The sequence below is a fragment of the Actinophytocola sp. KF-1 genome, from assembly GCF_054661535.1.
The window spans coordinates 1,078,149-1,104,054 of sequence record NZ_BAAFVK010000001.1 but is presented as its reverse complement, the minus strand read 5'-3'; the positions used below and the strand labels follow the sequence as shown (position 1 = coordinate 1,104,054).

Here is a 25,906-nt window from a genome sequence, read left to right as displayed (position 1 = left end):
GGAGAAACCACCATGGGGACAGGTCTGCCTCTCACCGGGGCGCAGGCCGGGGTCTGGTACGCCCAGCAGGCGGAACCGGCCGGCACCGATTTCCACGTCGCGTTCATCGTCGACCTGCGGGGCGCGCTGGACGTGCCGCGCCTGGTCGCCGCCGTCGAGCAGACGCTCGCCGAGGCGGAGACCCTGCACGTCCGGATCGCCGAGGTCGACGGCCGACCGCGCCAGACGGTGGCTCCCGGGGCGGTTTCTGTGCCGGTGCTGGACTTCCCGTCGGAGGACGCGGCCAGGGAGTGGCTGCTCGCCGACCGGGCCCGCCCCATGGACCTCGCGACCGGTCCCCTGTTCCACCACGCGGTCCTGCGGTTCGCGGCCGACCGGGTGTGGTGGTACCAGCGCTACCACCACACGGTCATCGACGGCTTCGGCGCGTCGCTGCTGATCCGGCGCGCGGCCGACCGGTACACGGGGCGCGCGCTCGCCGACGTCGACTGGTCGCTGGCGCGCCTCACCGACGACGAGACGGCCTACCGGGAGAGCCCCCGCCACGAGGCGGACCGCGCGTACTGGCTCGACCGCATGGCGGACGCGCCGGAGCCGGTCAGGCTGCTGGACCGGCCGACCGCGCCCGCCACCCGGCTGGTGCGCCGGGAGGTCGTGCTCGACGCCGCGCGGCTGCGGGCGGCCGCGGCGCGCGAGCACACGAAGCCGTCGCGGCTGCTGGTCGCGGCGGCGTTCGGGTACGCGCACCGGGTCACGGGCGAGCGCGACCTCGTGCTCGGGATGCCGGTCGCCGGGCGCGCGCTGTGGGACGTGCCGGGGATGACCTCGAACGTCCTGCCGGTCCGGGTGCCGGTCGACCCGCACGCGCCGGTGTCCGCGCTGCTGGAGGCGATCGCCGACGAGGTGGCGGGCACCGTGCGGCACGGGCGGTTCCGCGCCGAGGAGCTGGCGCGGGCGCTCGGCCAGGAGGACGGCGTCGACGCGCTGGCCGGGCCGACGGTCAACGTGCTCGGGTTCATGAGCGCCGTCGACTTCGGGGACGTGTCCGCGGAGTTCCACGCCGTGTGGCCGGGCCCGGTGCACGACCTCGCGATCACCGCGCTCGAACAGGCGGACGGCGAGTCGTTCCTGTTCACCGTCGAGGGTGACGCGGCCGTGTGTGGCGACGCGGAACTGGCGGCGCACGAACGCGGTCTGCTCGCCGTGCTCGACGCGCTCGTGTCCACTCCGGACCTGCCGCTGCGGTCGGTCGAGCTGGCGCCGCTGCCGCTGGACTTCGGCACCGACCCGCGCGACGCGGACGAGGTGACGTGGCCGGGGGCGTTCGAGCGCCAGGTGGCGTCGTCGCCGGACGCCGTGGCGCTGGTGTGCGAGGACGTCACGCTGACGTACGCGGAGCTGAACGCGGCCGCGAACCGGTTGGCGCGCCTGCTGATGTCCCGTGGCGTTGGCCGCGACGACGTGGTCGGGGTCGCGCTCCCCCGGTCGGCGGACCTGGTGGTGGCCCTGCTCGCGGTGATGAAGACGGGGGCGGCGTACCTGCCGCTCGACCTGGACCACCCCCTGGACCGGTTGGCGTACATGCTGACCGACTCGTCCACGCGGCTCGTCGTGACCACGTCGACCACCGAACTGCCGCCGTGCGAGCGGCTCCTGCTGGACCACGTCGACCTGTCCGCCGCCGATCCGTCCGATGTGGACGTCGAGATTCCGTTGGCCGGCGCGGCCTACGTCATCTACACGTCCGGCTCGACCGGGCGGCCCAAGGGTGTCGTGGTGTCGCACGACGGGATCGGGTCGCTGATCGCGACCGCCGTCGACCGCATCGGGGTGACGGCCGCGAGCCGGGTCGCGCAGTTCGCGTCCGTCGGGTTCGACGTGGCCGTGTGGGACCTGTGCATGTCGCTCGGCACCGGCGCGCGGGTCGTCGTGGTGCCCGAGCACCGCCGCGTCGCGGGCCCCGAGCTGACGGATTACCTGCACGAACACGGCGTCACGCACATGATCCTGCCGCCGTCGCTGGTGGCCGCGCTGCCCCCGGAGTGCACGCTGCCCGAGGGCGCGGTGCTCGTGGTCGGCACCGAGGCGGTGCCCGCCGAGCTGGTGGCGCGGTGGTCGCCGACGCTGCGGGTCGTGGTCGCGTACGGGCTGACCGAGGCGACCGTGAACTCGACGCTGTGGCTCGCGGAACCGGGCTGGGACGGGCCGGTGCCGATCGGCGGGCCGGACCCGAACACGCGGCTGTACGTGCTGGACCCGACGCTGCGGCCGGTCGGTGTCGGGGTGACCGGAGAGCTGTACGTCGGCGGGCGCGGGCTCGCGCGCGGGTACCTCGGCAAGCCGGGGATGACCGCGTCGCGGTTCGTGGCGGACCCGTTCGGGGCGCCCGGGGACCGGATGTACCGGACCGGCGACCGCGTGCGGTGGACCGCCGCGGGGCACCTGGAGTTCCTCGGGCGCGCGGACAACCAGGTGAAGATCCGCGGGCACCGGGTCGAGCCGGGTGAGATCGAGAGCGTGCTGCTGCGGCAGCCGGGCGTGGCGCAGGCGGCGGTGCTGCTGCGGCACGACCACCGCAAGGCGCCGCGGCTCGTGGCGTACCTGTCCGGTGTGGACGTCGACGCGGCGGCCGTGCGGGCGGTGGTCGCGGACGAGCTGCCGGAGTACCTGGTGCCGTCGGTGTTCCTCGTGGTCGACGGCACGCTGCCGTTGACCCCCAACGGGAAGCTCGACACGAAGGCGTTGCCGGAGCCGGACTGGGCCGGGCTCGCCGGCACCGCCGCGCCCGTCACGGAGACCGAGCGCACGCTGGCCGCCGTGTTCGCGGACGTGCTGCGGCTGCCCGAGGTGGGGGTCCGCGACAGCTTCTTCGCACTCGGCGGCGACAGCATCGTCGCGATCCAGCTGGTGAGCCGGGCCCGCGCGGCCGGGCTGGCGTTGACGCCGAGGGACGTGTTCCGGCACCGCACGGTCGAGGCGCTCGCCGCGGTCGCGACCCCGACGACGACACAGGTGACCGACGTCGGCACCGGTGTCGTGCCGCGGACGCCGATCATCCGGTGGCTGAGCCAGGTCGACGGGCCGACGGACGCCTACTACCAGGCCGCCGTCCTCCCCCTCCCGTCCGATGTGGACGCGGCCGAGGTGGTGCGGCGGCTGGTGGACCACCACGACCTGCTGCGTGCCCGGCTGACCGGCGAGTGGACGCTGGACGTGCCGGCGTCGGCCACGGTCGAGGTGACGGTCGCCGGGGCCGACGAGGCCACGGAGGAGCGGCGGGCCGCCGCGCGGCTCGCGCCGCGCGCGGGCCGCATGGTGGCCGCGGTCCGCTTCCCGGACCGGTTGCTGCTCGTGATCCACCACCTCGTCGTCGACGGGGTGTCGTGGCGGATCATCGCCGAGGACGTGGCCCGGCTGGCGGCCGGGGACGACCCGGTGCCGGTGGCGACGTCGTTCCGCCGCTGGGCCACCGCACTGTCGGCAGTGGACCGTTCCGCCGAACTGCCCTTCTGGGAACGGCAACTCGACGGGCCGGACCCGTTGCTCGGCACCCGGCCGCTGGACGCGCGGGACACCGCCGCCACCGTCCGGACGCACACGTTCTCGCTGCCGCCGGAGGTCACGACGCCACTGCTGTCGCGGGTGCCCGCCGCGTTCCACGGCTCGGTCAACGACGTGCTGCTGACCGGGCTCGCGGTCGCCGTCGGGCTGTGGCGCGACGCGGGCAGCGCGGTGCTGGTCGAACTGGAGGGCCACGGCCGGGAGGAACAGGTCGCGGGACATCCGGCAGGCGGGGTCGACCTGTCCCGCACGGTCGGCTGGTTCACCACCACGTTCCCGGTGCGGCTCGACCCCGGCACCGGTGACCTGGCGAACGCGGTCAAGCGCGTGAAGGAGCAGCTGCGTGCGGTGCCGGACAACGGCATCGGCCACGGCCTGCTGGGGCTGCCCGCCGGGCGACCGCAGATCCTGTTCAACTACCTGGGCCGCTTCGACGTGGCCGGCGCGCTGCGCGCCGGGGTCGACCCGGCCATGCCTGTCGGGCACGCGCTGGAGATCAACGCGCGCACGGTCGGCGACACGTTCACCGCGACGCTCTCGTTCCCGGCCGGTGTGCTGTCCGAGGACGAGGTCGCGGCGCTCGCCGAGCTGTGGGCCGAGGCGCTGACCCGGCTGTCCGCACTGGACGGCGGCGGCCACACGCCGTCGGACTTCCCGCTGGTGTCGCTCACACAGTCCGAGGTGGACGAGCTGGGCGACGTGGCGGACGTGCTGCCCGCGTCGCCACTGCAGGCGGGGTTCTACTTCCACGAGCGGTTCGAGTCGGCCGAGCACGACGTGTACGTGGTGCAGCAGACGGTCGAGCTGCACGAGCCCGTGGACCCGGCCGCCATGCGGCGGGCCGCGCAGGAGGTGCTCGACCGGCACGCGCCGCTGCGTGCGTCGTTCCACCAGCTCGCGGACGGCAGGCTGCTGCAGGTGATCCGGGACGGCGTGCCCGTGCCGTGGCGGGAGTCGGAGGACGCTCCCCGGGACGTGGCCGCGGAGGAACGCGCGGTCCGCTTCGACCTGGCGACCGCGCCCGTGCTGCGGGTCGCGCTGGTGCGCCGGAAGTGGCTGGTGCTGACGCTGCACCACATCGCGACCGACGGCTGGTCCGCGCCGATCCTCGTGCGGGAGTTGCTGGCCGGCTACCGGGGCGAGGCGCTGCCGCCGGTGACGGCGTTCCGCACGTACCACGAGTGGCTGGCCGCGCAGGACACCGAGGCGTCGCTCGCCGAGTGGCGGACAGCGCTCGCCGACGCCGAACCCACACTGCTGGCGACGGCGGGCGGGACACCGCGACCACGGCGCCTCGAGCTGACCGTGGCCGCGCCGACCGAGCGGGCGCGGGAGCTGGGTGTCACGCTCAGCACGTGGGTGCAGACCGCGTGGGCGGTCGTGCTGGGCAGGCTGACGAACCGCGACGACGTCGTGTTCGGCACGACGGTGTCCGGGCGGTCGTCGGACGTGCCGGGCGTCGAGTCGATGATCGGCCTGTTCGCGAACACGCTGCCGGTGCGGGTGCGGTGGCGGCCGGACGACTCGCTCGCCGACGTCGCGCGGCGGACGCAGGCCGAGCAGTCGGAGCTGTCCGCGCACCACCAGGTCGGCCTGTCCGAGCTGCAGAAGGGCACCGGCGCGCTGTTCGACACGCTGCTGGTGTTCGAGAACTACCCGCTCGACGCGCTGCCGGACGTGGCGTCGTGGGACCACTTCGGCGAGGGCCACTACCCGCTCGCCGTGATCGTCATCCCCGGCGACGAGCTGCGGATCCAGCTCGAGTACGACGCGAACCGGGTGCCGGACGCGGCCGGGATCGGCGACCAGCTCCGGCGTGCGCTCACCGCGGACCCCGGCCGTCCGGTCGCGGCCCTGTCCCTCGTGGACGCCGAGCCGCTGACCGGTCCGGCGCTGCCGGTCGAGGACGTGACCGTCGCCGAGCTGTTCGCCCGCCAGGCCGCCGCCACCCCGCTGGCGACCGCGGTGATCGCCGGGGACACCCGGCTCACCTACGCGGAGCTGGACGACTGGTCGCAGCGGGTCGCTAGCGGCCTGGCGCCGGGGACCGTGGTCGCCGTCGAGATCGCCCGGTCGGTGGAGCAGATCGTCGGACTGCTCGGGGTGCTGAAGGCGGGCGCGGTGTACCTGCCGGTCGACCCCGAGTACCCGGCCGAGCGCCGCCGGTTCCTGCTGGCGGACTCCGGCGCGCGGACCGTGCTCACCGCCCCCGAGGTCCACGCGGCACGGGAACCCGGCGCGACGCACGCCCGGCCCGGGCCCGCGTACCTGATCTACACGTCCGGCTCGACCGGCACCCCGAAGGGTGTGCTGGTCACCCATTCCGCGCTGGTCAACCAGCTCACCTGGCTGGCGAGCGCGTTCCCGCTCGACGACCGCGACCGCGTGCTGCACCAGATCTCCCCCAGCTTCGACCCGTCGCTCGTCGAGGTGCTGTGGCCGCTGACCAGCGGCGCGACCGTCGTGGTCGCCGACGACCACCGCGACGCCGAGGCGCTGGTCGCCACGATCCGCGAGCACCGGGTCACCACGCTGATGTCGGTGTCCCCCATGCTGAACGCGCTCCTCGCGTCCGATGTGGACGGACTGCGGTCGCTGCGGCGCGTGTTCGGCGGCGGCGAGGCCATGACCGGCGAACTGGCCACGCGGTGGCGCGTGACCACGGGCACCGAGCTGTACAACGTGTACGGACCGACGGAGACCGCGGTCCAGGTCACGTACTGGCCCGCGACCGAGGCCACCGGCCCGGTCCCGATCGGGCGGCCGGTCGCGAACACCACGGCGTACGTCCTCGACCGCTACCTGCGGCCGGCCACGACCGGCGAGCTGTACCTGGCGGGCCCGCAGCTCGCGCTCGGCTACCTGCACCGCCCCGGCACGACCGCGGAACGGTTCGTCGCGAACCCGTACGCGCCCGGTGAGCGCATGTACCGCACCGGCGACCTCGTCCGCCGCGACGGCGACCGGCTCACCTACCTCGGCCGCGCCGACCACCAGGTCAAGATCCGCGGCAACCGCGTCGAACTGGGCGAGATCGAGGCACACCTGCGCAGGCACGGCGACGCGGCCGTCGTCGTCGACACCGACGGGCCCGGCACCCGCCTGCTCGCGTACGTCGTCACCGACGACCCCGCGTCCGTCCACACGGCACTGAAGCGCGACCTGCCGTCCGCGCTGGTGCCCGACGCGGTCGTCGCACTCGACGTGCTCCCCCGCACCGCGAACGGCAAGCTCGACCGCGACAAGCTGCCGAAGCCGACCCGCGGTACCCGCGAAGCGGAATCCACCGCCGAGCAGACGCTCGCCGGGATCTTCGCCACGGTCCTCAAGCTCGACCACGTGGGTCCCGACGAGGACTTCTTCACCCTCGGCGGCGACAGCATCCTGTCGATCACCGTGTCGTCGCACGCCCGCAAGGCCGGGCTCGACCTCAGCCCGAAGGACGTCTTCGAACACCGCACCCCCACCGCGCTGGCGGCCGTCGCGGCACCGTCGACGGCCACCCAGGACACCGACGGCGTCGGGACCGTTCCGCTCCTCCCCGTCGTGCACCACCTGCGGGAACGCGGCGGCCCGATCGACCGGTTCACGCTGTCGATGTACGTGCGGACGCCGGAAGGCGCGACCGAGGAGCAGCTCACCCGCACGCTGCGGGCGGTGGTCGACCGCCACGACGGGCTGCGCCAGAAGCTCACGCGGCACGCGCCGGACGTGTGGTCGCTGGAGACGCTGCCGTCGGTGCCCGTGGAGATCACGCGGGACCTCGACGACGTCGACCTCGACCCCGAGTCGGGCCGGATGCTGCGGTTCGTGTGGCAGGAGCGCGCGCGCCGGCTGCTGATCGTCGCGCACCACCTGGTGGTGGACGGCGTGTCGTGGCGGATCCTGTTCGAGGACCTCGCCGCCGCGTGGGCGGGCAGGCCGCTCGACCCCGTGCCCACCTCGCTGCGCCGCTTCGCCCGGCACGTCGCCGAGCAGGCCCACGAACCACACCGCCTCGCCGAGCTGCCGCACTGGACGGCGACGCTCGCCCCGGGAGCGGAACTGAAGCCCGGGGCACGGCCCGGTCCGGTGCGCGCGCTGCGCACCCACCAGGTCGACCTGCCCGCCCCGGACGGCATCGGGCACGACCGGCTGCTGACCGCGCTGCGGATCGCCGTCACGCGCTGGCGCGGCGATGGCGATCTCCTCGTCGACGTCGAACGCCACGGCCGCGAGGGCGACCTCGACCTGTCCCGCACGGTCGGCTGGCTCACGAGCGTCCAGCCGGTCCGCCTGCCCGCCGCGGACACCCCGGGCGAGCAGCTGCGGCTCGTGCGGCGAGCGCTGTCCGCGGCGCCGGACAACGGTCTGGGGTACGGGATCCTGCGCTACCTCAACCCGCAGTCCGCGCCACTGCTCGCCGCGCTGCCGTCCGCGCAGGTGCTGTTCAACTACTTCGGCCGCTTCCCCGACGCGCGCACCGAGGACTGGCTCCCCGCACCGGACGCGCCGACCCTGCTGCCGGACCCCGACATGGGCATGTCGCACGTCCTGCAACTCGACACGATGTGCGCCGAGACGCCGGACGGACCGCGCCTGCGGGCCACGTGGTCGTGGACGCGCGACCTGACCGAGGAGGACGTCCGCGCACTCGCCGGGTACTGGGAGGAAGCGCTCGCCGAGCAGGCCGACGAGGTGTGGCCGCTGTCGCCGCTGCAGGAGGGCCTGTACTTCCACGCCACCTACGACACCGCGGACATCGACGTCTACACCGCGCAGGGCGCGCTGGACTTCGACCGGCGGATCGACCTCGACCGGCTGCGGGCCGCCTGCCGGACGCTGCTGGCCCGCAACCCGAGCCTGCGGGCCGGTTTCACCGGTGACGCGCAGGTCATCGCCGCCGCGCCGGAGGTGCCGATCACGGTGTACGGCGTCGCGACCCGCGACGAGGCCGCCGAGCTGATGGCCGCCGACCGCGCGGTCCGGTTCGACCTCGCCCGGCCGCCGCTGCTGCGCATGCAGGTGTTCCGCTTCCCCGACGGCACCGACCGGCTGGTCACCACGCACCACCTGATCCTGTGGGACGGCTGGTCCGAGGGCCGGTTCCTGGAACAACTGCTGTCGCTGTACGAGCGGGGTGGCGACGACCGCGGCCTGCCCGCGCCGGGCTCCTACCGCGACTACCTCGACTGGCTGGCCGCGCAGGACAGGGACGCCGCGAAGGAGGCCTGGCGGCGAGCGCTCTCCGGTCTCACCGAGCCGACCCTGGTCGGCCGCGCGGACACGGCGATGCGGCCGGCCATCCCGCGCCGCCACCTGACCGAGGTGGACCAGGCGCGGCTGCAGGCCACCGCCCGCGAGGCCGGGGTGACGCTGAACGCGCTGCTCAACGCGGCGTGGGCGCTGGTGCTGGCCGGCGCGACCGGCCGTGCCGACGTCGTGTTCGGCACGACGGTCGCGGGACGGCCCACCGAGGTGCCGAACGTGGAGAGCGCGCTCGGGTTGTTCCTCAACACCGTGCCGGTCCGGGTCGCGCTCGACCCGAGGGAGACGGTCGCGCAACTGCTGCGCCGCATCCAGGACGAGCGGACCGCGTTGATGCCGCACGAGTACGTCGGCCTCGGTGAGCTGCAGCAGGAGTCCGGCCACACGCGGCTGTTCGACACGCTGTACGTGCTGCAGAACTTCGTGGACGCCGACGCGTTCGCGGCTCTGGAGAGCCGGTTCGGCGTGACCCCGGCGGGCAGCGTCGACGCCACGCACTACCCGCTCACGCTGGTCCTCACGCCGGGCGAGCGGTTGCGCGTCAAGCTCGAGTACCGGCCGGACGTGTTCGACGACGACACCGCGCGGACGTTCCTCGACCGGTTCACCACGCTGCTCGACCGGCTGGCGGACGATCCACACGCGACGGTCGGCCGCCTCGACCTCCTGCTGCCGCACGAGCAGGAGACGCTCACCGCGGAGTGGTCGGCGAACGAGCACCCGGTACCCGACGACACGATCGCCGACCTGCTCGCGCAGCGGGCCGCGCTCATCCCGGACGAGCCGGCGCTGGTGTTCGGCGACCGGACCCTCACGTACGCGGAGCTGGACGGCCGGATCAACCAGCTCGCCCGCCACCTGCTGGCACGGGGCGCGATGCCGGAAACCGTGGTGGCACTGGCACTTCCCCGGTCCATCGAGATGGTGGTCGCGCTGTTCGCGGTGCTGCGGACCGGTGCCGCGTACCTGCCGCTGGACCTGGACCACCCGGTCGACCGGCTGACGCTGATGGTCGAGGACACCGACCCGGTGTGCCTGCTGTCGATGTCCACGGTGGACCCCGCGCTGTCGGCGGGTGCGGTGCTGCTGGACGACCCCGAGATCCGCGCCGAGCTGGAGACCACACCGGACCACGAGATCAGCGACGCCGAGCGGCCGCTGTTCGCGCACGGCCTGCCCGGCAGGCTGGAGCACCCGGCGTACGTGATCTACACGTCCGGGTCGACCGGCAAGCCGAAGGGCGTCGTCACCCCGTACCGCGGCCTGACGAACATGCAGCTCAACCACCGCGCGGAGATCTTCGACCCGACGGTGTCCTCGGCGGGCAGGCGGCTGCGGATCGCGCACACCGTGTCGTTCGCGTTCGACATGTCGTGGGAGGAACTGTTGTGGCTCGTCGAGGGCCACGAGGTGCACGTGTGCGACGAGGAGCTGCGCCGCGACGCGCAGGCCCTGGTCGCGTACTGCGAGCGGCACCGCGTCGACGTGGTCAACGTGACGCCGACGTACGCGCAACTGCTGTTCGAGGAAGGCCTCCTCGACGGGCACGTGCCGCCGCTCGTCCTGCTCGGCGGCGAGGCCGTGCCGGACGCGGTGTGGACGCGGCTGCGGGACACCGAGGGCACGTACGGCTACAACCTCTACGGGCCCACCGAGTACACGATCAACACGCTCGGCGCGTCCACAGCGGACTCGCCGACACCGGTGGTGGGCAAGCCGATCTGGAACACCCGCGGGTACGTCCTGGACGCGCGCCTGCGGCCGGTGCCGCCCGGCACGCCCGGTGAGCTCTACATCGCGGGCATCGGCCTGGCACGCGGGTACCACGCGCGGTCCGGGCTGACGGCGGAACGGTTCGTCGCCGACCCGTTCGGCGCGCCGGGCGACCGCATGTACCGCACCGGCGACCTGGTGCGCCGCAGGCCCGACGGCAACCTGGACTTCCTCGGCCGCACCGACGACCAGGTGAAGATCCGCGGCTACCGGGTCGAGCTGGGCGAGATCGAGGCCGCGCTGAACGACCACCCGGACGTCACGCAGGCGGCCGTGATCGCGACCGACCACGGTGCCACGAAACGGCTGCTGGCGTACGTCGTGGGTTCGCCGGACCTGCGGGAGTACCTGAAGCAGCGCCTGCCCGACTACATGGTCCCGGCCGCGATCACCGCGGTCGACCACCTGCCGCTGACGGTCAACGGCAAGCTGGACGTGAAGGCGCTGCCCGCGCCGGACCTGGTCGCCGCCGAGCACCGCGCGCCGAGCACACCGGCCGAGGAGACGTTGTGCGGGCTGTTCGCCGAGATCCTCGGGGTGCCGACGGTCGGGGTCGGTGACAACTTCTTCGAGCTGGGCGGGCATTCGCTGCTCGCCACCCGGCTCGTCAGCCGCGCCAGGGCCGCGTTGGCCGTCGACTTGTCGATTCGTGACCTGTTCGAGGCGCCGACCGTCGCCGAGCTGGCCGCGCGGGTCGCGGGTGCGTCGGGGGTCACCCGGCCGCCGCTGCGCCCGGTCGCGCGGCCCGACGAGCTGCCGCTCTCCCACGCGCAGCAGCGGTTGTGGGTGATCCAGCAGTTGGAGGGCACGTCGGCGGCGTACAACTTCCCGCTCGTGTTCCGGCTGCGCGGCCCGCTCGACCTGGACGCGTGGACGGCCGCGCTCACGGACGTGGTGCGCCGGCACGAGGCCCTGCGGACGGTGTTCGGCGAGCGGGACGGGCGGCCGTTCCAGCGCGTCCTGCACGACGTGGTGCCGCCGGTGGCGGTGGTCGAGTACCGCGAGGACGTGGTGCAGGCGGCCGTCGACCGGCCGTTCGACCTGGCGACCGAGCTGCCGCTGCGGGTGACGATCGCCCGGGTGTCCGATGTGGAACACGTGGTCGTGGTGCTGCTGCACCACATCACGACCGACGAGTGGTCGGACCGGCCGTTCCTGCGTGACCTGACCACGGCGTACCAGGCGCGCCGGCACGGCAACGCCCCGGAGTGGGCGCCGCTGCCGGTGCAGTACGCGGACTACACGCTGTGGCAACGAGAACTGCTCGACGGGATCGCGGACGAACAGCTGGACTACTGGCAGCGGACCCTCGACGGGGCACCGCAGGAGCTCGAACTGCCGACCGACCGGCCCCGCCCGGCCCGGCCGACGTTCCGCGGGGCCGAGGAGGTCCTGACCGTCCCGGCGGAGACCGCGGCCGCGCTGCGGGAGCTGTCGGCGCGGACCGGCGCGAGCATGTTCATGCTGCTGCACGCGGCCGTCGCCGCCCTGCTGCACCGCATGGGCGCGGGCACGGACATCCCGCTGGGCGCGCCGATCGCCGGCCGGGTGGACGACGCACTCGACGACCTCGTCGGGTTCTTCGTGAACACGCTGGTGCTGCGGACGCGGCTGACCGGTGCCACGACGTTCACGGAGCTGGTCGAGCAGGTGCGGGAGACCGACCTTGCCGCGTTCTCGCACGCGGACGTGCCGTTCGAGTCCGTGGTGGAGCGGATCAACCCGGCCCGTTCCGTCGCGCGGAACCCGTTGTTCCAGGTCATGGTCGGCTACCACACTGGCACCGACTGGCTGGACCTGCCGGACCTGGTGGTCGAACCGGTGCCGTTCCGCATGACCACGGCGAAGTTCGACCTGGTGTTCAGCTTCGCCGAGCACGCGGGCACCGGGCGGCTCGACTGCCGCCTGGAGTACGCGACCGACCTCTTCGACGCGGAAACCGTGGCACGGCTGGGAGAACGGCTCACGATGCTCCTCGCCGCGGTCACCGCCGACCCGGCGGCCCGGCTCGACCGCGTGGACCTGCTCACCGACGACGAGCGGCGGCAGGTGGTCGAGGGCTTCAACGCGACCGACCGGGTGGTGCCCGAGCTGACCATGCCGGAGCTGTTCGCCCGTTGTGCCGGGGCGAAGCCGGACGCGGACGCGGTCGTCGACGAGTCGGTGACGTGGACGTACGCGCAGCTCGACACGCGGTCCAACCAGATCGCGCGGCTGCTGCGGGCACACGGGATCGGCGCCGAGGACGTCGTGGCGATCGCCGTGCCGCGGTCGGCGGAGATGGTGGCGGCGGTGCTCGCGGTCGTGAAGCTGGGTGCCGCGTACCTGCCGCTGGACCTGTCCCACCCGGCGGACCGCCTCGCCTACATGCTGGACGACGCCTCCGCGCGGCTCGTGCTGGCGACCGAACCGGTGAGCGGCAAGATCCCCGAGTCCGAGGTGGTCCTGCTGGACGCCCCGGGCGTCGTTCCCGCCGACGGCAGCCCGCTGGAAACCGTACCGCCCGGTTTGGACTCGACGGCGTACGTGATCTACACGTCCGGCTCGACCGGCCGCCCCAAGGGTGTGCTGGTGCCCCATGACGGCATCGCGTCGCTGGCCGCGACCGCGATCGACCGGATGGGCCTGCGCGAGGACAGTCGTGTGCTGCAGTACGCGTCGGTGGGCTTCGACGTGGCGGTGTTCGAGCTGACGATGGCCGTGTGCGTCGGCGGCACCCTGGTGATCGCGCCGGACGAGGTCCGCACGGCAGGCCGTGAGCTGACGGACTTCCTGGCGGCACAACGGATCACGCACCTGATCCTGCCGCCGTCGCTGGTGTCGGCGCTGCCGGAGGGCTGCGAACTCCCCGCGGGCGCGACGATCCTCGTGGGTACCGAAACCGTGCCGCCGGACCTGATCGCGCGGTTCGCGGGCAGGCTGAACGTGCTGGCCGCGTACGGCCTGACCGAGGCGACGGTGAACTCGACGCTGTGGCCCGCGGTCCCGGACTGGCCGGGCGCGGTGCCGATCGGCGTGCCGGACCCGAACACGCGGGTGTACGTGCTGGACGAGACGCTGCGGCCGGTGCCGCCGGGCGTGGTCGGCGAGCTGTACGTGACCGGCCGCGGCCTCGCCAGGGGTTACCTCAACAAGGCGGCCCTGACGTCGGCGCGGTTCGTGGCGTGCCCGTTCGGGCCGCCCGGCGCCCGCATGTACCGGACGGGCGACCGCGCGCGGTGGCGGCGGGACGGCAACCTGGACTTCTTCGGCCGGGTCGACGACCAGGTGAAGATCCGCGGGTTCCGCGTCGAGCTGGGTGAGATCGAGGCCGTGCTGGCCGGGCACGACGCGGTGCGGCAGGCGGCGGTGGTGGTCGACGGCGGCAGGCTGGTCGGGTACGTGGTCCCGCGCGGGGAACTCCCCGACCTGCGGGCACACGCGGCGGTGTTCCTGCCGGAACACATGGTGCCGTCGGCGATCGTGGCGCTGGACGGCCCGCTCCCGTTGACCCCCAACGGAAAGCTGGACCGCAAGGCGCTGCCCGCGGTCGACTGGGCGGCGATGGTCGGCGACGACCGCCCCACGACCGCGGCGGAACGGCGGCTGGCGGCGGTGTTCGCGGAGGTGCTGGACCTGCCGGCGGTCGGCGTGCACGACAACTTCTTCGCGCTGGGCGGCCACTCGATGGCGGCGATGCGGCTGGTGGGCCGGGTGCGGTCGGAGTTCGGCGTGGACGTGACGATCCGCGACGTGTTCGAGGCCCCGACGGTGGTGGCGCTGGCGTCCGTGCTGGGATCGTCGTCCGCGGCCCGTCCGGAGCTGGTGGCCCGCGGCTTGACCGGCCTGTCGGCGCCGGTGCAGGAACAGTGGCGCGACCGTCCCGGCGACGACCACGTGTTCACGATCCGCTGGCCGGACCGGGCGGCGCTGGAAGCGGCGGTCGCGGACGTGGTCGCCCGCCACGAACCGTTGCGGGGCCCGGGTTTCCGCGCGGAGTGGTCGGACGTGCTGACGCTGCGGATGAACTACGAGGCGGTCGACGAGTGGTCGGTGGTCCCGCTGTTCCGCGACCTGCACACGGCGTACCAGGCGCGCCTCGCCGGTTCGGCGCCGGACTGGTCACCACTCCCGGTGTCCTATTCGGACTACGCGGCGTGGGCGGCGGAACGACTGGACGTGGTGCGGGACCGCCAGCTCACCTTCTGGCAGGCGCGGTTGTCCGACGTGGACTGGACGGTCTCGTCGACGGACCCGACGGCGGACTTCGTCCCGCTGACACTGCCGCCGGACCTGCACGCGTCCATCGACGCGCTGGCGAACCGCACCGGGACAAGCATGTTCATGGTCCTGCAGGCCGCGCTCGCGACGGCACTGGGCGGCGAGGTCCCGATCGGCACCCTGGTGGCGGGCCGCGACGACGAGCAGCTGACGGACCTGGTGGGCTGCTTCTTCAACACGGTCGTCCTGCGCACCCGCGTACTGCCGTCCTTCGAGGAGACGCTGGCGGAGATCCGCGAGCACAACCTGGACGCGCTGGACAACAAGGAGCTGCCGTACTCGGAACTGGCGACCCGCCCCCCGGCGGTGATGCTGATCCACCACGAACAGGCGACCCTGGCAACCACCGACATCGAGGCGGTCCCCACGGGCACGTCGGCGTCGGACCTCACGCTGGCGTTCTACGAACCCCCGGCGGGCCATCCCGTCCACTGCTACCTGCACTACCGCACGGCGACGCACACCCGCGACGCCGTCGAAACCCTGGCGTCCGACCTGCTCACCACCCTGAAGGAGCACACCCGATGACCAACCCGTTCGAGGACGAGGACGGCACCTACCACGTGCTGGTCAACGACGAGGAGCAGCACTCGCTGTGGCCCGCGTTCGCGGAGGTCCCGGCAGGCTGGCGAATCGTGTTCGGCGAGGACACCCGCGCCGCGTGCGTCGCGTACGTGGAGGAACACTGGACCGACCTGCGGCCCAGGTCCCTCCGCGAACGCACCGACGCCTGACTCAGTCCTGCGGGAACGGGCGCAGGTAGCCGCCCATGGCGCGGAAGTACTCCGTGGCCGCGAGTTCCGTGCCGTCGTCGAGGCGGAGCCTGCGCAGCACGAGCCCGCGGTTGCGCCCGTACCGCGCGTCGGCGCCGGCGACGATCACCACGCCGTCGCCTTCCTTGATGAAGATCCGGCCCGGGGTGCCGCCGTACCGGCCCTCGGAGACCGCCGCCGACAGGACGCGCAGCCGGGTGGCGCCGTGGTAGGTGAACGCGTTCGGGTACGGGTCGGACTGGGCGCGCACGAACCGCTCCAGTTCCTCCGCCGACCACGTCCAGTCGATGCGACTGTCCTCGATGGACCGCTTGTGGAAGAAGGACGCCTTCGACGGGTCCTGCTTCGCGAAGTCCGTGTCACCGCGGGCAATGCGCGCCAGCGCGTCCACCACGATCGGGCCGATCAGGTCGACCGTCCGGTGGAAGAGGTCGGTCGCCGTGTCGGCCGGGCCGACCGGGACCGCGCGCTGCAGCACGATGTCGCCCGCGTCGAGGTCGTCGTTCATCATGTGCGCGGTCACACCGACCTCGGGCTCGCCGTTGATCAGCGCCCAGATCACCGGCGCGAACCCCGCGTACGCGGGCAGCAGCGAGTCGTGGACGTTCAGCGTGCCCTTCGGCGGCAGGTTGAAGATGTGCGGCGGGATCCAGGTGCGCCAGTTGTTCGCGACGATGATGTCCGGCCGCGCCTCCTTCAGCGCCCGCTCGACCTCCTCGTCCGGCCGGTTGCGCACCACGACCGGGACCCCGTTGGCGGCGGCGAGATCCGCCACCGAGTCGCTCCAGATCGACTCGTACGCGTGGTCGCTCGCCGGGTGCGTCACCGCGAGCACCACCTCGTGCTCCGACCCCAGCAACGCCTCCAGTGTGCGATGCCCCCAGGTCTGGTACCCGAACAGCGCCACGCGCATGACTACTCCCCGTTCTCGGTGATCTCCGTCAAGTGAAGCGAGGCTATCCTTAGCCCGCCGCGTTAGGTTAGCCTTACCTCCAAGTCGAGGAGAGGACGGTAATGCCAGAGGAACTCGCCGAGCAGCCCGACATCCACGACGTCGTGGGCATCGGCTTCGGACCCGCCAACCTCGCGCTCGCGATCGCGGTCACGGAGTACAACGCCCAGCCGGACGTCCACCCCGTGCGGAGCCTGTTCCTCGAGCGGCAGCCGCGGTTCGGCTGGCACCGGGGCATGCTGATCGACGACGCCACGATGCAGGTCTCGTTCCTCAAGGACCTCGTCACGCTGCGGAACCCGACCAGCGACTTCAGCTTCCTGTCCTACCTGCACAGCGCGGACCGGCTCGTCGACTTCATCAACCAGAAGTCGCTCTTCCCGCTGCGCGTCGAGTTCCACGACTACCTCGAGTGGGCGGCGGCCCGCTTCACCGACGAGGTGCGCTACGGCCACGAGGTCGTCGCGGTCACCCCGGTGTCCGCGGGCGGCGCGGTCGACCTGCTCGACGTCACCGCCCGCCGCGCCGACGGCACCACGACCACCGTCCGCACCCGCAACCTCGTGTTCGGCATGGGCCTCACCCCGTACCTGCCCGACGGCGTGACGCTGTCGGAACGCGTGTGGCACAACCGGGACCTGCTCGACCGCGTCGAGCTGCTGCGCCGGTCCACCACCACGCCGCCGCCCGTGCGGTTCGCGGTGGTCGGCGCGGGCCAGAGCGCGGCCGAGGTCACCAAGTACCTGCACGACAGCTTCCCGCACGCCGAGGTCTGCGGGGTGTTCTCGCGCTACGGCTACAGCCCGGCGGACGACAGCCCGTTCGCCAACCGCGTGTTCGACCCGGACGCCGTCGACCACTTCTACACGGCGCCGCCCGAGGTCAAGCAGCTGATCATGGACTACCACGCGAACACGAACTACTCGGTCGTCGACACCGACCTGATCGAGGAGCTGTACCGGCGCGTGTACCAGGAGAAGGTGCTCGGCACGCAGCGGTTGCGGCTGTTCAACGTGTCCCGCGTGACGGAGCTCGTCGAGACCGGCGACGGCGTGCGCACCACGGTCGAGTCGCTGACCTCGCGCGAGAAGACCGTGCTGGACTGCGACGTCGTCGTCTACGCCACCGGCTACCGGCCCACCGATCCGCTGGCGCTGCTCGGCGACCTGTCCGCGCTCTGCCACCGCGACGACGCAGGCCGGCCCGACGTCGCCCGCGACTACCGCGTGCACACCGACGGCGAGCTGCGTGCCGGGCTCTACCTGCAGGGCAGCACCGAGCACACGCACGGCATCTCCTCGTCGCTGCTGTCGACCACGGCCGTGCGCGCCGGGCAGATCCTCGACTCGATCGTCACGCAGATCCCGGCGCAGCTGGTGAGCGTCCGATGACGACCACCGAGGCACCGGTCCAGCCGTACTCCCTGTTCCGCGTCGAGGTGGTCCGCACGCGGCGGATCAGCCCGTCCATGCTCCGGGTCACCTTCGGCGGCCCCGACCTGGCGCTGTGCACCACCGCGGGCCACGACCAGCGGATCAAGCTGTTCTTCCCGCTCCCCGGGCAGACCGACCCGGTCGTGCCGGAGGGGCCGGACTGGTTCGGTGAGTTCCGCGCCATGCCCGACGACGTCCGGCCGCCGATCCGCACGTTCACGATCAGCGGCCTGCGCACCGGCACCCGCGAGCTGGACGTGGACTTCGTGCTGCACGGCGACCTCGGGCCCGCGTCGAGGTGGGCGGGCCGCGCGCAGCCGGGCGACCGGATCGCGATCCTCGCGCCCGACGCGCGACACCCGGAGATCCTCGGCTACGAGTACAAGCCCACCGAGGGCAGCGACTGGACGTTGCTGGCAGGCGACGAGACCGCACTGCCTGCCATCACCCAGATCCTGTCCGCCATGCCCGCCGACCGGCAGGCGCTGGTGTTCCTCGAGGTCTCCTCCGCGCAGGAGATGCGGCCGCTCGACTGCCCGGCCGGCGTGCACGTGACGTGGCTGTGCCGCGGCGGCGCGCCCGCGGGCGGTGGCCTGCTGAAGGAGGCGATCGCGCGGACCGAGTTCCCGCCCGGCCGCCCGTACGCGTGGCTGGCCGGCGAGTCGAGCGCGGTGGTGGAGCTGCGGCGGCACCTGGTCAGGGAGCGCGGGCTCGACAAGAAGGACGTGTACTTCTCGGGTTACTGGCTCCTCGGCGGTGCGATCGAGTAGGCATGTGGGGTGCACGACTACTCCACACAGTTCCCGACGCTCCGCTTCGCCGACCTCGGTGACGGCGTGCTCGAGGTGTCCATGTCCGCGCCCGGCAGGCTCAACGCGGTCGGCCACGACGGCCACCGCGAGCTGGCCGAGGTCTGGCAGGTCGTCGACCGCGACCCGGACGTCCGGGTGGCGATCATCCGCGGCGAGGGCGGCGTGTTCTCCTCCGGCGGCGACCTCGACCTGGTCAGCGACATGGCCAACGACTTCGAGGTGCGCATCCGGGTGCTGCGCGAGGCCCGCGACCTCGTCTACAACGTGATCAACTGCGCGAAGCCGATCGTGTCGGCCATCGAGGGCCCCGCGGTCGGTGCCGGTCTCGTGGTCGGCCTGCTGGCGGACGTGTCGATCGCCGCGACCGACGCGCGGATCATGGACGGCCACACCCGCCTCGGCGTCGCCGCGGGCGACCATGCCGCGATCGTGTGGCCGCTGCTGTGCGGCATGGCGAAGGCCAAGTACCACCTGCTGACGTGCGACCCGGTCTCCGGCGAGGAAGCGGAACGCATCGGGCTGGTCTCCCTGTGCGTGCCGCAGGAGGAGCTGCACGACCGCGCCCGTGCGGTCGCGCGGAAGCTGGCCCGCGGCTCCCAGTCGGCCATCCGGTGGACGAAGTACGCGCTGAACAACTGGCTGCGGCAGGCGGGCCCGATCTTCGACACGTCACTGGGGTTGGAGTTCATGGGCTTCGCTGGCCCGGACGTCCGCGAGGGCGTCGACGCGATCCGCACCAAGCGCCGCGCGGAGTTCTCCGGCCCCGCATCGGAATGAGGGAGACCCCGAAGAAGCTCGGCGCGGGAATCCTCCTGTGCGCCTTCGTCGCGCTGGTCGGGCTGACCGTGGGAATCGCCTCGGTGATTCCCGCGGTGGGGGCCGCACTGGGCGTGACGGACGGCGTCAGCGTGTTGTTCACCGCCCTCTCCGGCTCGACGGTCTTCGGCGGCCTCGCGCTGCTCGGGCTGCGGGACCTGCGCAGGGACCAGAAACTGGCCGACACCCCGCGCTGGGGCACCGCACCGCCCGGCACGCTCGCGGACCAGGACCAGGTGCCGCTCCGCGACGGCCCGGGCCTGGCCGTCCGGTGGGTCGTGGCGGTGCCGCTCATGCTGGTGACGACGCTGCTGCCGACCATCGGCCAGCTCGCCGTGCTCGCCTGGGGTCGCGCGTCGCGGTCGAGCACCGGCCTCACGTTCTCCCAGGCGTTCGGCGACAGCCTCGGCGACCTCGCCTATCTCGTCGTCGTCCCCGTGTTCGCGCTGCTGGTGTTCCTCGTGGTGCGGACGATGTTCGCCGCGTGGCCGAAGACGTGCCTGTGGCTCGCCGTCTACACGCTCGCCCCGTCGACGGTGCTCAGCCTCGCGATCCACGACGTCTCCGCGCTGCCGAGCCTCGCGCTCGGCGCGGGGCTCGTCTGGCTCAACCACGAACTGGGCAAGCTCACGCTGTGGCGGTTGAGCCGACCGGTCACCCGCGACCTCGCGCTGTCCGAACTGGAGATCCCGTACCGCGTGCCCGGCGCCCGGCTGCGGGTGCGACGCGAGCGGCTGCTGCTCGACGGGCTCGGCGACAAGTCCGTGCACCAGGTGATCCTCTGGCCGGAGCTGACCGTGGTGCGGGTCGAGCGCGTGGCCGAGCCGACGGTGTGGGAGATCGGGTCGAGCACCATGATCGACGTGCCCAGGGGCCACGCGCTGCGCCTGACGGGTGTGGCCGCCGACTGGCTGCTGCCCGTGCCGGAACGGCTGGGCGAGGACCTGGCCGCGGCCATTTCCCTCCGCGCCACCACGCGCCGCGCCGCCGAAGCGGGCGACGGTCAACAGATCGGATAACTCCTACCTCGGAATGTAGTACACCTGCTATCGTTCGCCGCAGAGGAACGACAGGAGGTGGACCGTGGCCGTCGTTGACCACGCGGAGTCGCAGGCGAGGGGGACTCAGCCTGCGACTGAGGGGAACGTGCTCGACGTCCGTGACTTGCGGATGCGGTACGGCACGAAAGACGTACTGACCGGGGTGAACTTCACCGCCCGGCCGGGTGAGGTGGTGGCGCTGCTCGGCCCCAACGGCGCGGGCAAGACGACGACCATCGAGATCCTCGAGGGGTTCCGCATGCGCTCGGCGGGGGACGTGCGCGTGCTGGGGGTCGACCCGGCGCACGGGGACGAGAACTGGCGGGCGCGGCTGGGGGTCGTGCTGCAGTCGTGGCGTGACCACGGCAAGTGGAAGGTCCGGGAACTGCTGTCCCACCTGGGCCTCTACTACGCGCCGTACAGCACGGACCGCATCACGCGGCCCTGGGACGCCGACGAGCTGGTGGCCGCGGTCGGCCTGACCGAGCACGCCGACAAGAAGATCTCCCGGCTCTCCGGCGGACAGCGCCGCAGGCTGGACGTCGCCATCGGCATCGTCGGGCGGCCCGAGCTGCTGTTCCTCGACGAGCCGACCGCCGGGTTCGACCCGGAGGCGCGCCGGGAGTTCCACGACCTCGTGCACCGGCTCGCCGACGCCGACACGACGATCCTGCTCACCACCCACGACCTGGACGAGGCGGAGAAGCTCGCCGACCGGATCCTGATCCTCGCGGGCGGCACGATCATCGCCGACGGGTCCGCGGACGAGCTGGCCAGGCGGATGTCCACCGAGGCCGAGGTGAAGTGGACGGTCGGCGGGCAGCGGTTCGTGCACTCGACGACCGACGCGACCGAGTTCGTGCGGCAGCTGTTCCGCGAGCACGACGACCGGCTGTCCGACCTCGAGGTGCGCCGCGCCAGCCTCGAGGACACGTACATGGCGATGGTGCGGGAGTTCGAGGCGGGCAGGCAGGAGGACGCAGTGCGCGAGTTCGAGGTGGTGGCGCGATGAGCGGAGCTTGCGGAGCGAACCAGACAACACAGGGCGACCGCGAGCGGCGCCCCGGAGCCTGCGAGGGGGCGTCGTGAGTCCCACGATGGCGGCCGTGCGGGCGGGGCTCGCACGCGGCCGCGCCGAGGTGCGGCAGACGCTGACCAACAGCCAGGACCTGTGGAACTACCTGTTCCCGACGGTGATCTTCCTGGTCGTCATGTTCTTCATGCGGAACTCGACCGTGCCGGGCACGACGTTCTCGCTCGGTTCCCGCACGTTGCCCAGCGTCATCGGCATGGGCATCGCGTTCGGCGGGCTCGTCACCCTGATGATGTCGCTCGCGGTGGAACGCGAGGACGGCACGCTGCTGCGGGCCAAGGCGATCCCCAACGGCATGCTCGGGTACCTGATCGGCAAGATCGTGACGGTGTCCGGGATGACGGTGGTCGCCCAGCTGTTCGTGCTGATCCCGAGCCTGTTCATGCTGGACGGCATCTCGATCGACTGGTTCACGCTGATCTGGGTGGTGGCGCTCGGGCTGGTGGCGACGCTGCCGCTGGGCGCGGTCGCCGGTTCGCTGTTCTCCAACCCGCGCAACTCCGGGCTGATCATGCTGCCGGTGATGGGGCTCGTCGCGGTCTCCGGCATCTTCTACCCGATCGGGTCGATGCCGGAGTGGGTGCAGGGCCTCGCGCAGGTCTTCCCGATCTACTGGCTCGGGCTGGGCATGCGGTCGGCGATGCTGCCGGACAACCTGGCCGCCGTCGAGATCGGCGAGTCCTGGCGGCACCTGGAGACGCTCGGCGTGCTGGGGGCGTGGGCCGTCGCCGGCCTGCTCGTGGCCCCTATGGTGTTGCGCAGGATGGCACGCCGCGAGTCCGGCTCGAGCGTTGCCGCGCGCCGGGAGAAGGCCATGCAGCGGGTGACATGACGGGCAAGAGCACGAACACCGAGACGATCTACAACCGGATCGCGATGCTCCGCGTCGAACGCGGGGTGTCGCGCCGGCAGCTGGCGGAGGCGCTCGGCGTCCACTACCAGACGATCGGGTACCTGGAGCGCGGCGAGTACAGCCCGTCGCTGTTCCTCGCGCTGCGGATCGCCGAGTACTTCGGGGTGGCGGTCGAGGTGGTTTTCTCCACCTCGCCGTTCCCCCGACTCGGCGACTCGGAACAATCGGCCTAGCGCTTCGCGTACTGAGCGTGCGCATAATGGCCAGATGGTGGAAGACGCTGACACGGTCGCGTTCGGCAGTGTGCCGACGGAGCTGGGCGACGTGTTGGCGGCGGTCACCCCTGATGGTCTGGTGGCCACCGCCTTCTCGGACTCCCCGCACATCAGGGCCGCGATCGCCGCGCGACTGGGGTTGCGGGAGTCGCAATCCCCGGCGCGCACGGACGGGATCCGCAGGCAGCTCTCCCGGTACTTCGCCGGTGAGCTGCGGGAGTTCGACGTCGAGGTGGACTGGCGGCTGATGTCCGAGGCGCAGCGGCGGGTCCTGGGCACGCTGTACTCGACGGTGCCGTACGGCAAGGTCGTCACCTACGGGGAACTGGCCGCACGCAGCGGTTCCGGCATCCCGCCGCGCGGCATCGGGGCGATCATGGGGAGCAACCCGATCCCGATCGTCGTGCCGTGCCACCGGGTGGTCGCGGGCGACGGGCTCGGCGGTTTCAGCGGCGGCACCGGTGTCGAGTCGAAGCGGCGGCTGCTCACGCTGGAGGGATATCTTCCACCGACACTGTTCTGACGTGGGGAGAATCCATGGCTGAGCCGGTCGTCAGCCGGCGCCGGGAGGTCAGCGGCGGCAGCGCGCGCTCACTGCTGACGACGCTGCTCGGTGAGTACGTCCTGCCGTCGGACGCCCCGGTGTGGACGTCGACGCTGGTGGACGTGCTGGCGCTGTTCGACGTGGAGGAGAAGGCCGCGCGCCAGGCGCTGGCCCGCACGGCGGCGGAGGGCTGGCTGCGGTCCGACCGCGTCGGCAGGCGGGTGCGGTGGACGTTGACCGACCCGGGCAGGCGGCTGCTGGCCGAGGGGGCGGCCAGGATCTACGGCTTCGGCAGCGGTTCACGCGAGTGGGACGGGCAGTGGCTGGTCGTGCTCGTGTCGGTGCCGGAGTCGATGCGCGACCTGCGGCACAAGCTGCGGACCAGGCTGAGCTGGGCCGGTTTCGGCTCGCCGACCGCGGGGGTGTGGATCACGCCGCACGCGTCGGCGGAGGCGCACGCGAAGGTGATCCTGGACGAGCTGGACCTGTCGTCGCAGGCCATGTCGTTCCTGGCGAACTACGGCGCGCTCGGTTCCGAGCGGTCCATGGTGACGTCGGCGTGGGACCTCGCGGACGTCGGCACGCGGTACCAGCGGTTCATCGACGAGTTCGGCGACCTGTCCCCCGCGACGCCCGACGAGGTGCTGCGCGCGCAGACCATGCTGGTGCACGAGTGGCGGCGGTTCCCGTTCCTGGACCCGCAGCTGCCGTCGGCGCTGCTGCCTCCGAAGTGGACGGGCACCACGGCCACCGCCTTGTTCAACGAGCTGCACGTGCGCTGGCGCGCCGCCGCGCGGGAACGCTGGTCGGAACTGGCGGGTGAGTGAGGCGGGTGGCCTCCGGCCCCCTCGAACCACGCTACCGGACACCACCGACAGTTCCGGCCGGCCGACCGTCCCCCTGTGGACAACCCGCCGCCCTGTGGACAACCGCCCCGCACCACCGAAAATTGTCGGTGCCCGATGGCACCCTCCCGTCCATGACAGCCATCACGAGCCGACCGCGGGCCACCGACCCCAACGACCTGGCCAGGTTCTTCGTCGACCGCGCGAACGCGGGTGACGTCGAGGGCCTGGTCGCCCTGTACGAACCGAACGCGGTGCTCGCGTTCCCGGAGGGCACGATCGCCACCGGGCACGCGGAGATCCGCGCCGTGTACGAGGACTTCCTGGCGAGGTCACCGGTGCTGTCCCCGGGCAGGCAACGCGCACCGCTGGTGAGCGGCGACCTGGCCCTGACCGCGACGGAACTGCCCACCGGCGCCGTGACGGTGGAGATCGCCCACCGCCAGCCCGACGGCCATTGGTTATGGGCCGTGGACCAGCCCACGTTCATCCCGTGACAGCGGTGCGGCGCCGTGAGCGCCGCAGACCGCGTGGTCGAGCTGCGCGCACGACGCGCGGCCCGAGCCGCGGAACGCGCAGCCTTCGAGGAGCGCCGCGAGCACGGCCTGCGTGCCCGGCACGCGGCCAAACTCGCCCACCTGGCAGCGAGAGAGGAACCAGGAGAAACCGAACCCAGACGAACCGGACGAAGATCCGGCCCCAGACGCCGCATAACAGCGGGGCGGGCGTGGTGGTCAGGCCCGCCCCGCGCGCCGAACCCTGCGGCGGGCCCAGCCATGGATGGGCCCGCCGCGGGTCGGGCACAGCGGCCACACCCGGCTGGGGGCCTCGCGAGGGGTGCCCGGCGGGGCGACCCTGCCTGGCCAACGCCGGGCAGGGCCTCACGGGCCCAGCTGAGCAGGCAACACCTGGCGGCGAGACCCCGTGGGCGGGCTCACGGGCGACCCCATGGCAGGCAACGCCCGGCAACAGGCTCCCGCGAGCAGCTGCCTGGCAAGCAGGCTCCGGGCAGCAACGCCTGGCAAACAGCTCCCGCGAGCAGCTCTTGCAGACAACGCCCGGCAGGCAAACGCCCGCGCGCAGCTCCCACAAGCAACGCCCGGCGAGCACGGCCCTGGGGCCACTCGCGCAGGCGACGCCTGGAAGCCAGGCTTCGCGGCAGGCAACGCCAGACAAGCAGGCTCCCGCAAGAGCAGCTTGTGCAGACAACGCCTGGCAGGCGCGCTCCGCGCGCAGCTCCCCCAAGCAACGCCTGGCGAGCACGACCCCCGGGACCACCCGCGCAGGCGACGCCTGGAAGCCAAGCTTCGCGGCAGGCAACGCCAGACAAGCAGACTCCCCGCGAGCAGCTTGTGCAGACAACGCCCGGCAGGCAAGCTCCGCCAGCAGGTCCCCCAAGCAACGCCTGGCGAGCACGACCCTCGGGACCACCCGCGCAGGCGATGCCTGGCAGGCAAGCTCCGCCCGCAGCTCCCCCAAGCTACGCTTGGCGAGCACGGCCCTGGGACCACCCGCGCAGGCGACACCCGGCCGACAAGCTCCGCGGCAGGCAACGCCAGACAAGCAAGCTCCCGCAAGAGCAGCTTGTGCAGACAACGCCCGGCAGGCAAACGCCCGCGCCCAGCTCCC

Annotated in this window: 13 protein-coding genes; 12 read left to right on the top strand and 1 reads right to left on the bottom strand. The window is 72.5% G+C overall.

What is annotated here, in order from left to right; genetic code table 11:
- The first annotated feature begins 12 nt into the window (after positions 1-12).
- Positions 13-15,369, top strand: coding sequence for an amino acid adenylation domain-containing protein (locus ACYQ77_RS05300; RefSeq protein ID WP_459707918.1), 15,357 nt, complete (start codon positions 13-15; stop codon positions 15,367-15,369).
- Positions 15,366-15,575, top strand: coding sequence for an MbtH family protein (locus ACYQ77_RS05295; RefSeq protein ID WP_459707916.1), 210 nt, complete (start codon positions 15,366-15,368; stop codon positions 15,573-15,575). The genes ACYQ77_RS05300 and ACYQ77_RS05295 overlap by 4 nt, the downstream gene beginning before the upstream one ends.
- Position 15,576: 1 nt before the next feature.
- Here ACYQ77_RS05295 and ACYQ77_RS05290 read toward each other — a convergent pair whose 3' ends face one another.
- Positions 15,577-16,527 (bottom strand): methionyl-tRNA formyltransferase, encoded by a 951-nt coding sequence (locus tag ACYQ77_RS05290; protein WP_459707915.1) that lies wholly within the window; start codon positions 16,525-16,527, stop codon positions 15,577-15,579.
- Between the two features lie 101 nt (positions 16,528-16,628).
- On the opposite strand from ACYQ77_RS05290, the gene ACYQ77_RS05285 reads away from it, so the two are divergent.
- The 10 genes from ACYQ77_RS05285 to ACYQ77_RS05240 all read left to right on the top strand — a co-directional run bounded on the left by ACYQ77_RS05285 (position 16,629) and on the right by ACYQ77_RS05240 (position 24,774).
- Complete coding sequence (locus tag ACYQ77_RS05285; protein ID WP_459707913.1) at positions 16,629-17,957, top strand: lysine N(6)-hydroxylase/L-ornithine N(5)-oxygenase family protein; 1,329 nt, start codon at positions 16,629-16,631, stop codon at positions 17,955-17,957.
- Positions 17,954-18,769 (top strand): siderophore-interacting protein, encoded by an 816-nt coding sequence (locus ACYQ77_RS05280; RefSeq protein WP_459707911.1) that lies wholly within the window; start codon positions 17,954-17,956, stop codon positions 18,767-18,769. The genes ACYQ77_RS05285 and ACYQ77_RS05280 overlap by 4 nt, the downstream gene beginning before the upstream one ends.
- 9 nt (positions 18,770-18,778) lie before the next feature.
- Positions 18,779-19,588 carry an enoyl-CoA hydratase/isomerase family protein gene (locus ACYQ77_RS05275; protein ID WP_459707909.1) on the top strand — a complete coding sequence of 270 codons (810 nt, stop codon included), beginning with the start codon at positions 18,779-18,781 and terminating at the stop codon, positions 19,586-19,588.
- Positions 19,585-20,646, top strand: coding sequence for a hypothetical protein (locus tag ACYQ77_RS05270; protein WP_459707907.1), 1,062 nt, complete (start codon positions 19,585-19,587; stop codon positions 20,644-20,646). The genes ACYQ77_RS05275 and ACYQ77_RS05270 overlap by 4 nt, the downstream gene beginning before the upstream one ends.
- 151 nt (positions 20,647-20,797) lie before the next feature.
- The gene (locus ACYQ77_RS05265; RefSeq protein WP_459708159.1) at positions 20,798-21,679 is read left to right on the top strand and encodes an ABC transporter ATP-binding protein; all 882 of its coding nucleotides are present in this window, start codon (positions 20,798-20,800) and stop codon (positions 21,677-21,679) included.
- 73 nt (positions 21,680-21,752) lie between these two features.
- Positions 21,753-22,592: an ABC transporter permease gene (locus tag ACYQ77_RS05260; RefSeq protein WP_459707905.1), complete on the top strand. Its 840-nt coding sequence runs from the start codon at positions 21,753-21,755 to the stop codon at positions 22,590-22,592.
- Entirely contained in the window at positions 22,589-22,846 is a 258-nt protein-coding gene (locus tag ACYQ77_RS05255) for a helix-turn-helix transcriptional regulator (RefSeq protein WP_459707903.1), read from the top strand. Before ACYQ77_RS05260 ends, ACYQ77_RS05255 begins: the two co-directional genes overlap by 4 nt.
- A gap of 34 nt (positions 22,847-22,880) precedes the next feature.
- Positions 22,881-23,411, top strand: a complete 531-nt coding sequence (locus ACYQ77_RS05250) for a methylated-DNA--[protein]-cysteine S-methyltransferase (RefSeq protein WP_459707901.1) — start codon at positions 22,881-22,883, stop codon at positions 23,409-23,411.
- Between the two features lie 14 nt (positions 23,412-23,425).
- Positions 23,426-24,259 (top strand): PaaX family transcriptional regulator, encoded by an 834-nt coding sequence (locus ACYQ77_RS05245; protein ID WP_459707899.1) that lies wholly within the window; start codon positions 23,426-23,428, stop codon positions 24,257-24,259.
- 152 nt (positions 24,260-24,411) lie between these two features.
- On the top strand, positions 24,412-24,774 hold the full coding sequence (locus ACYQ77_RS05240; RefSeq protein WP_459707897.1) for a YybH family protein: 363 nt from the start codon (positions 24,412-24,414) through the stop codon (positions 24,772-24,774).
- The last annotated feature ends 1,132 nt before the right edge of the window (positions 24,775-25,906 follow it).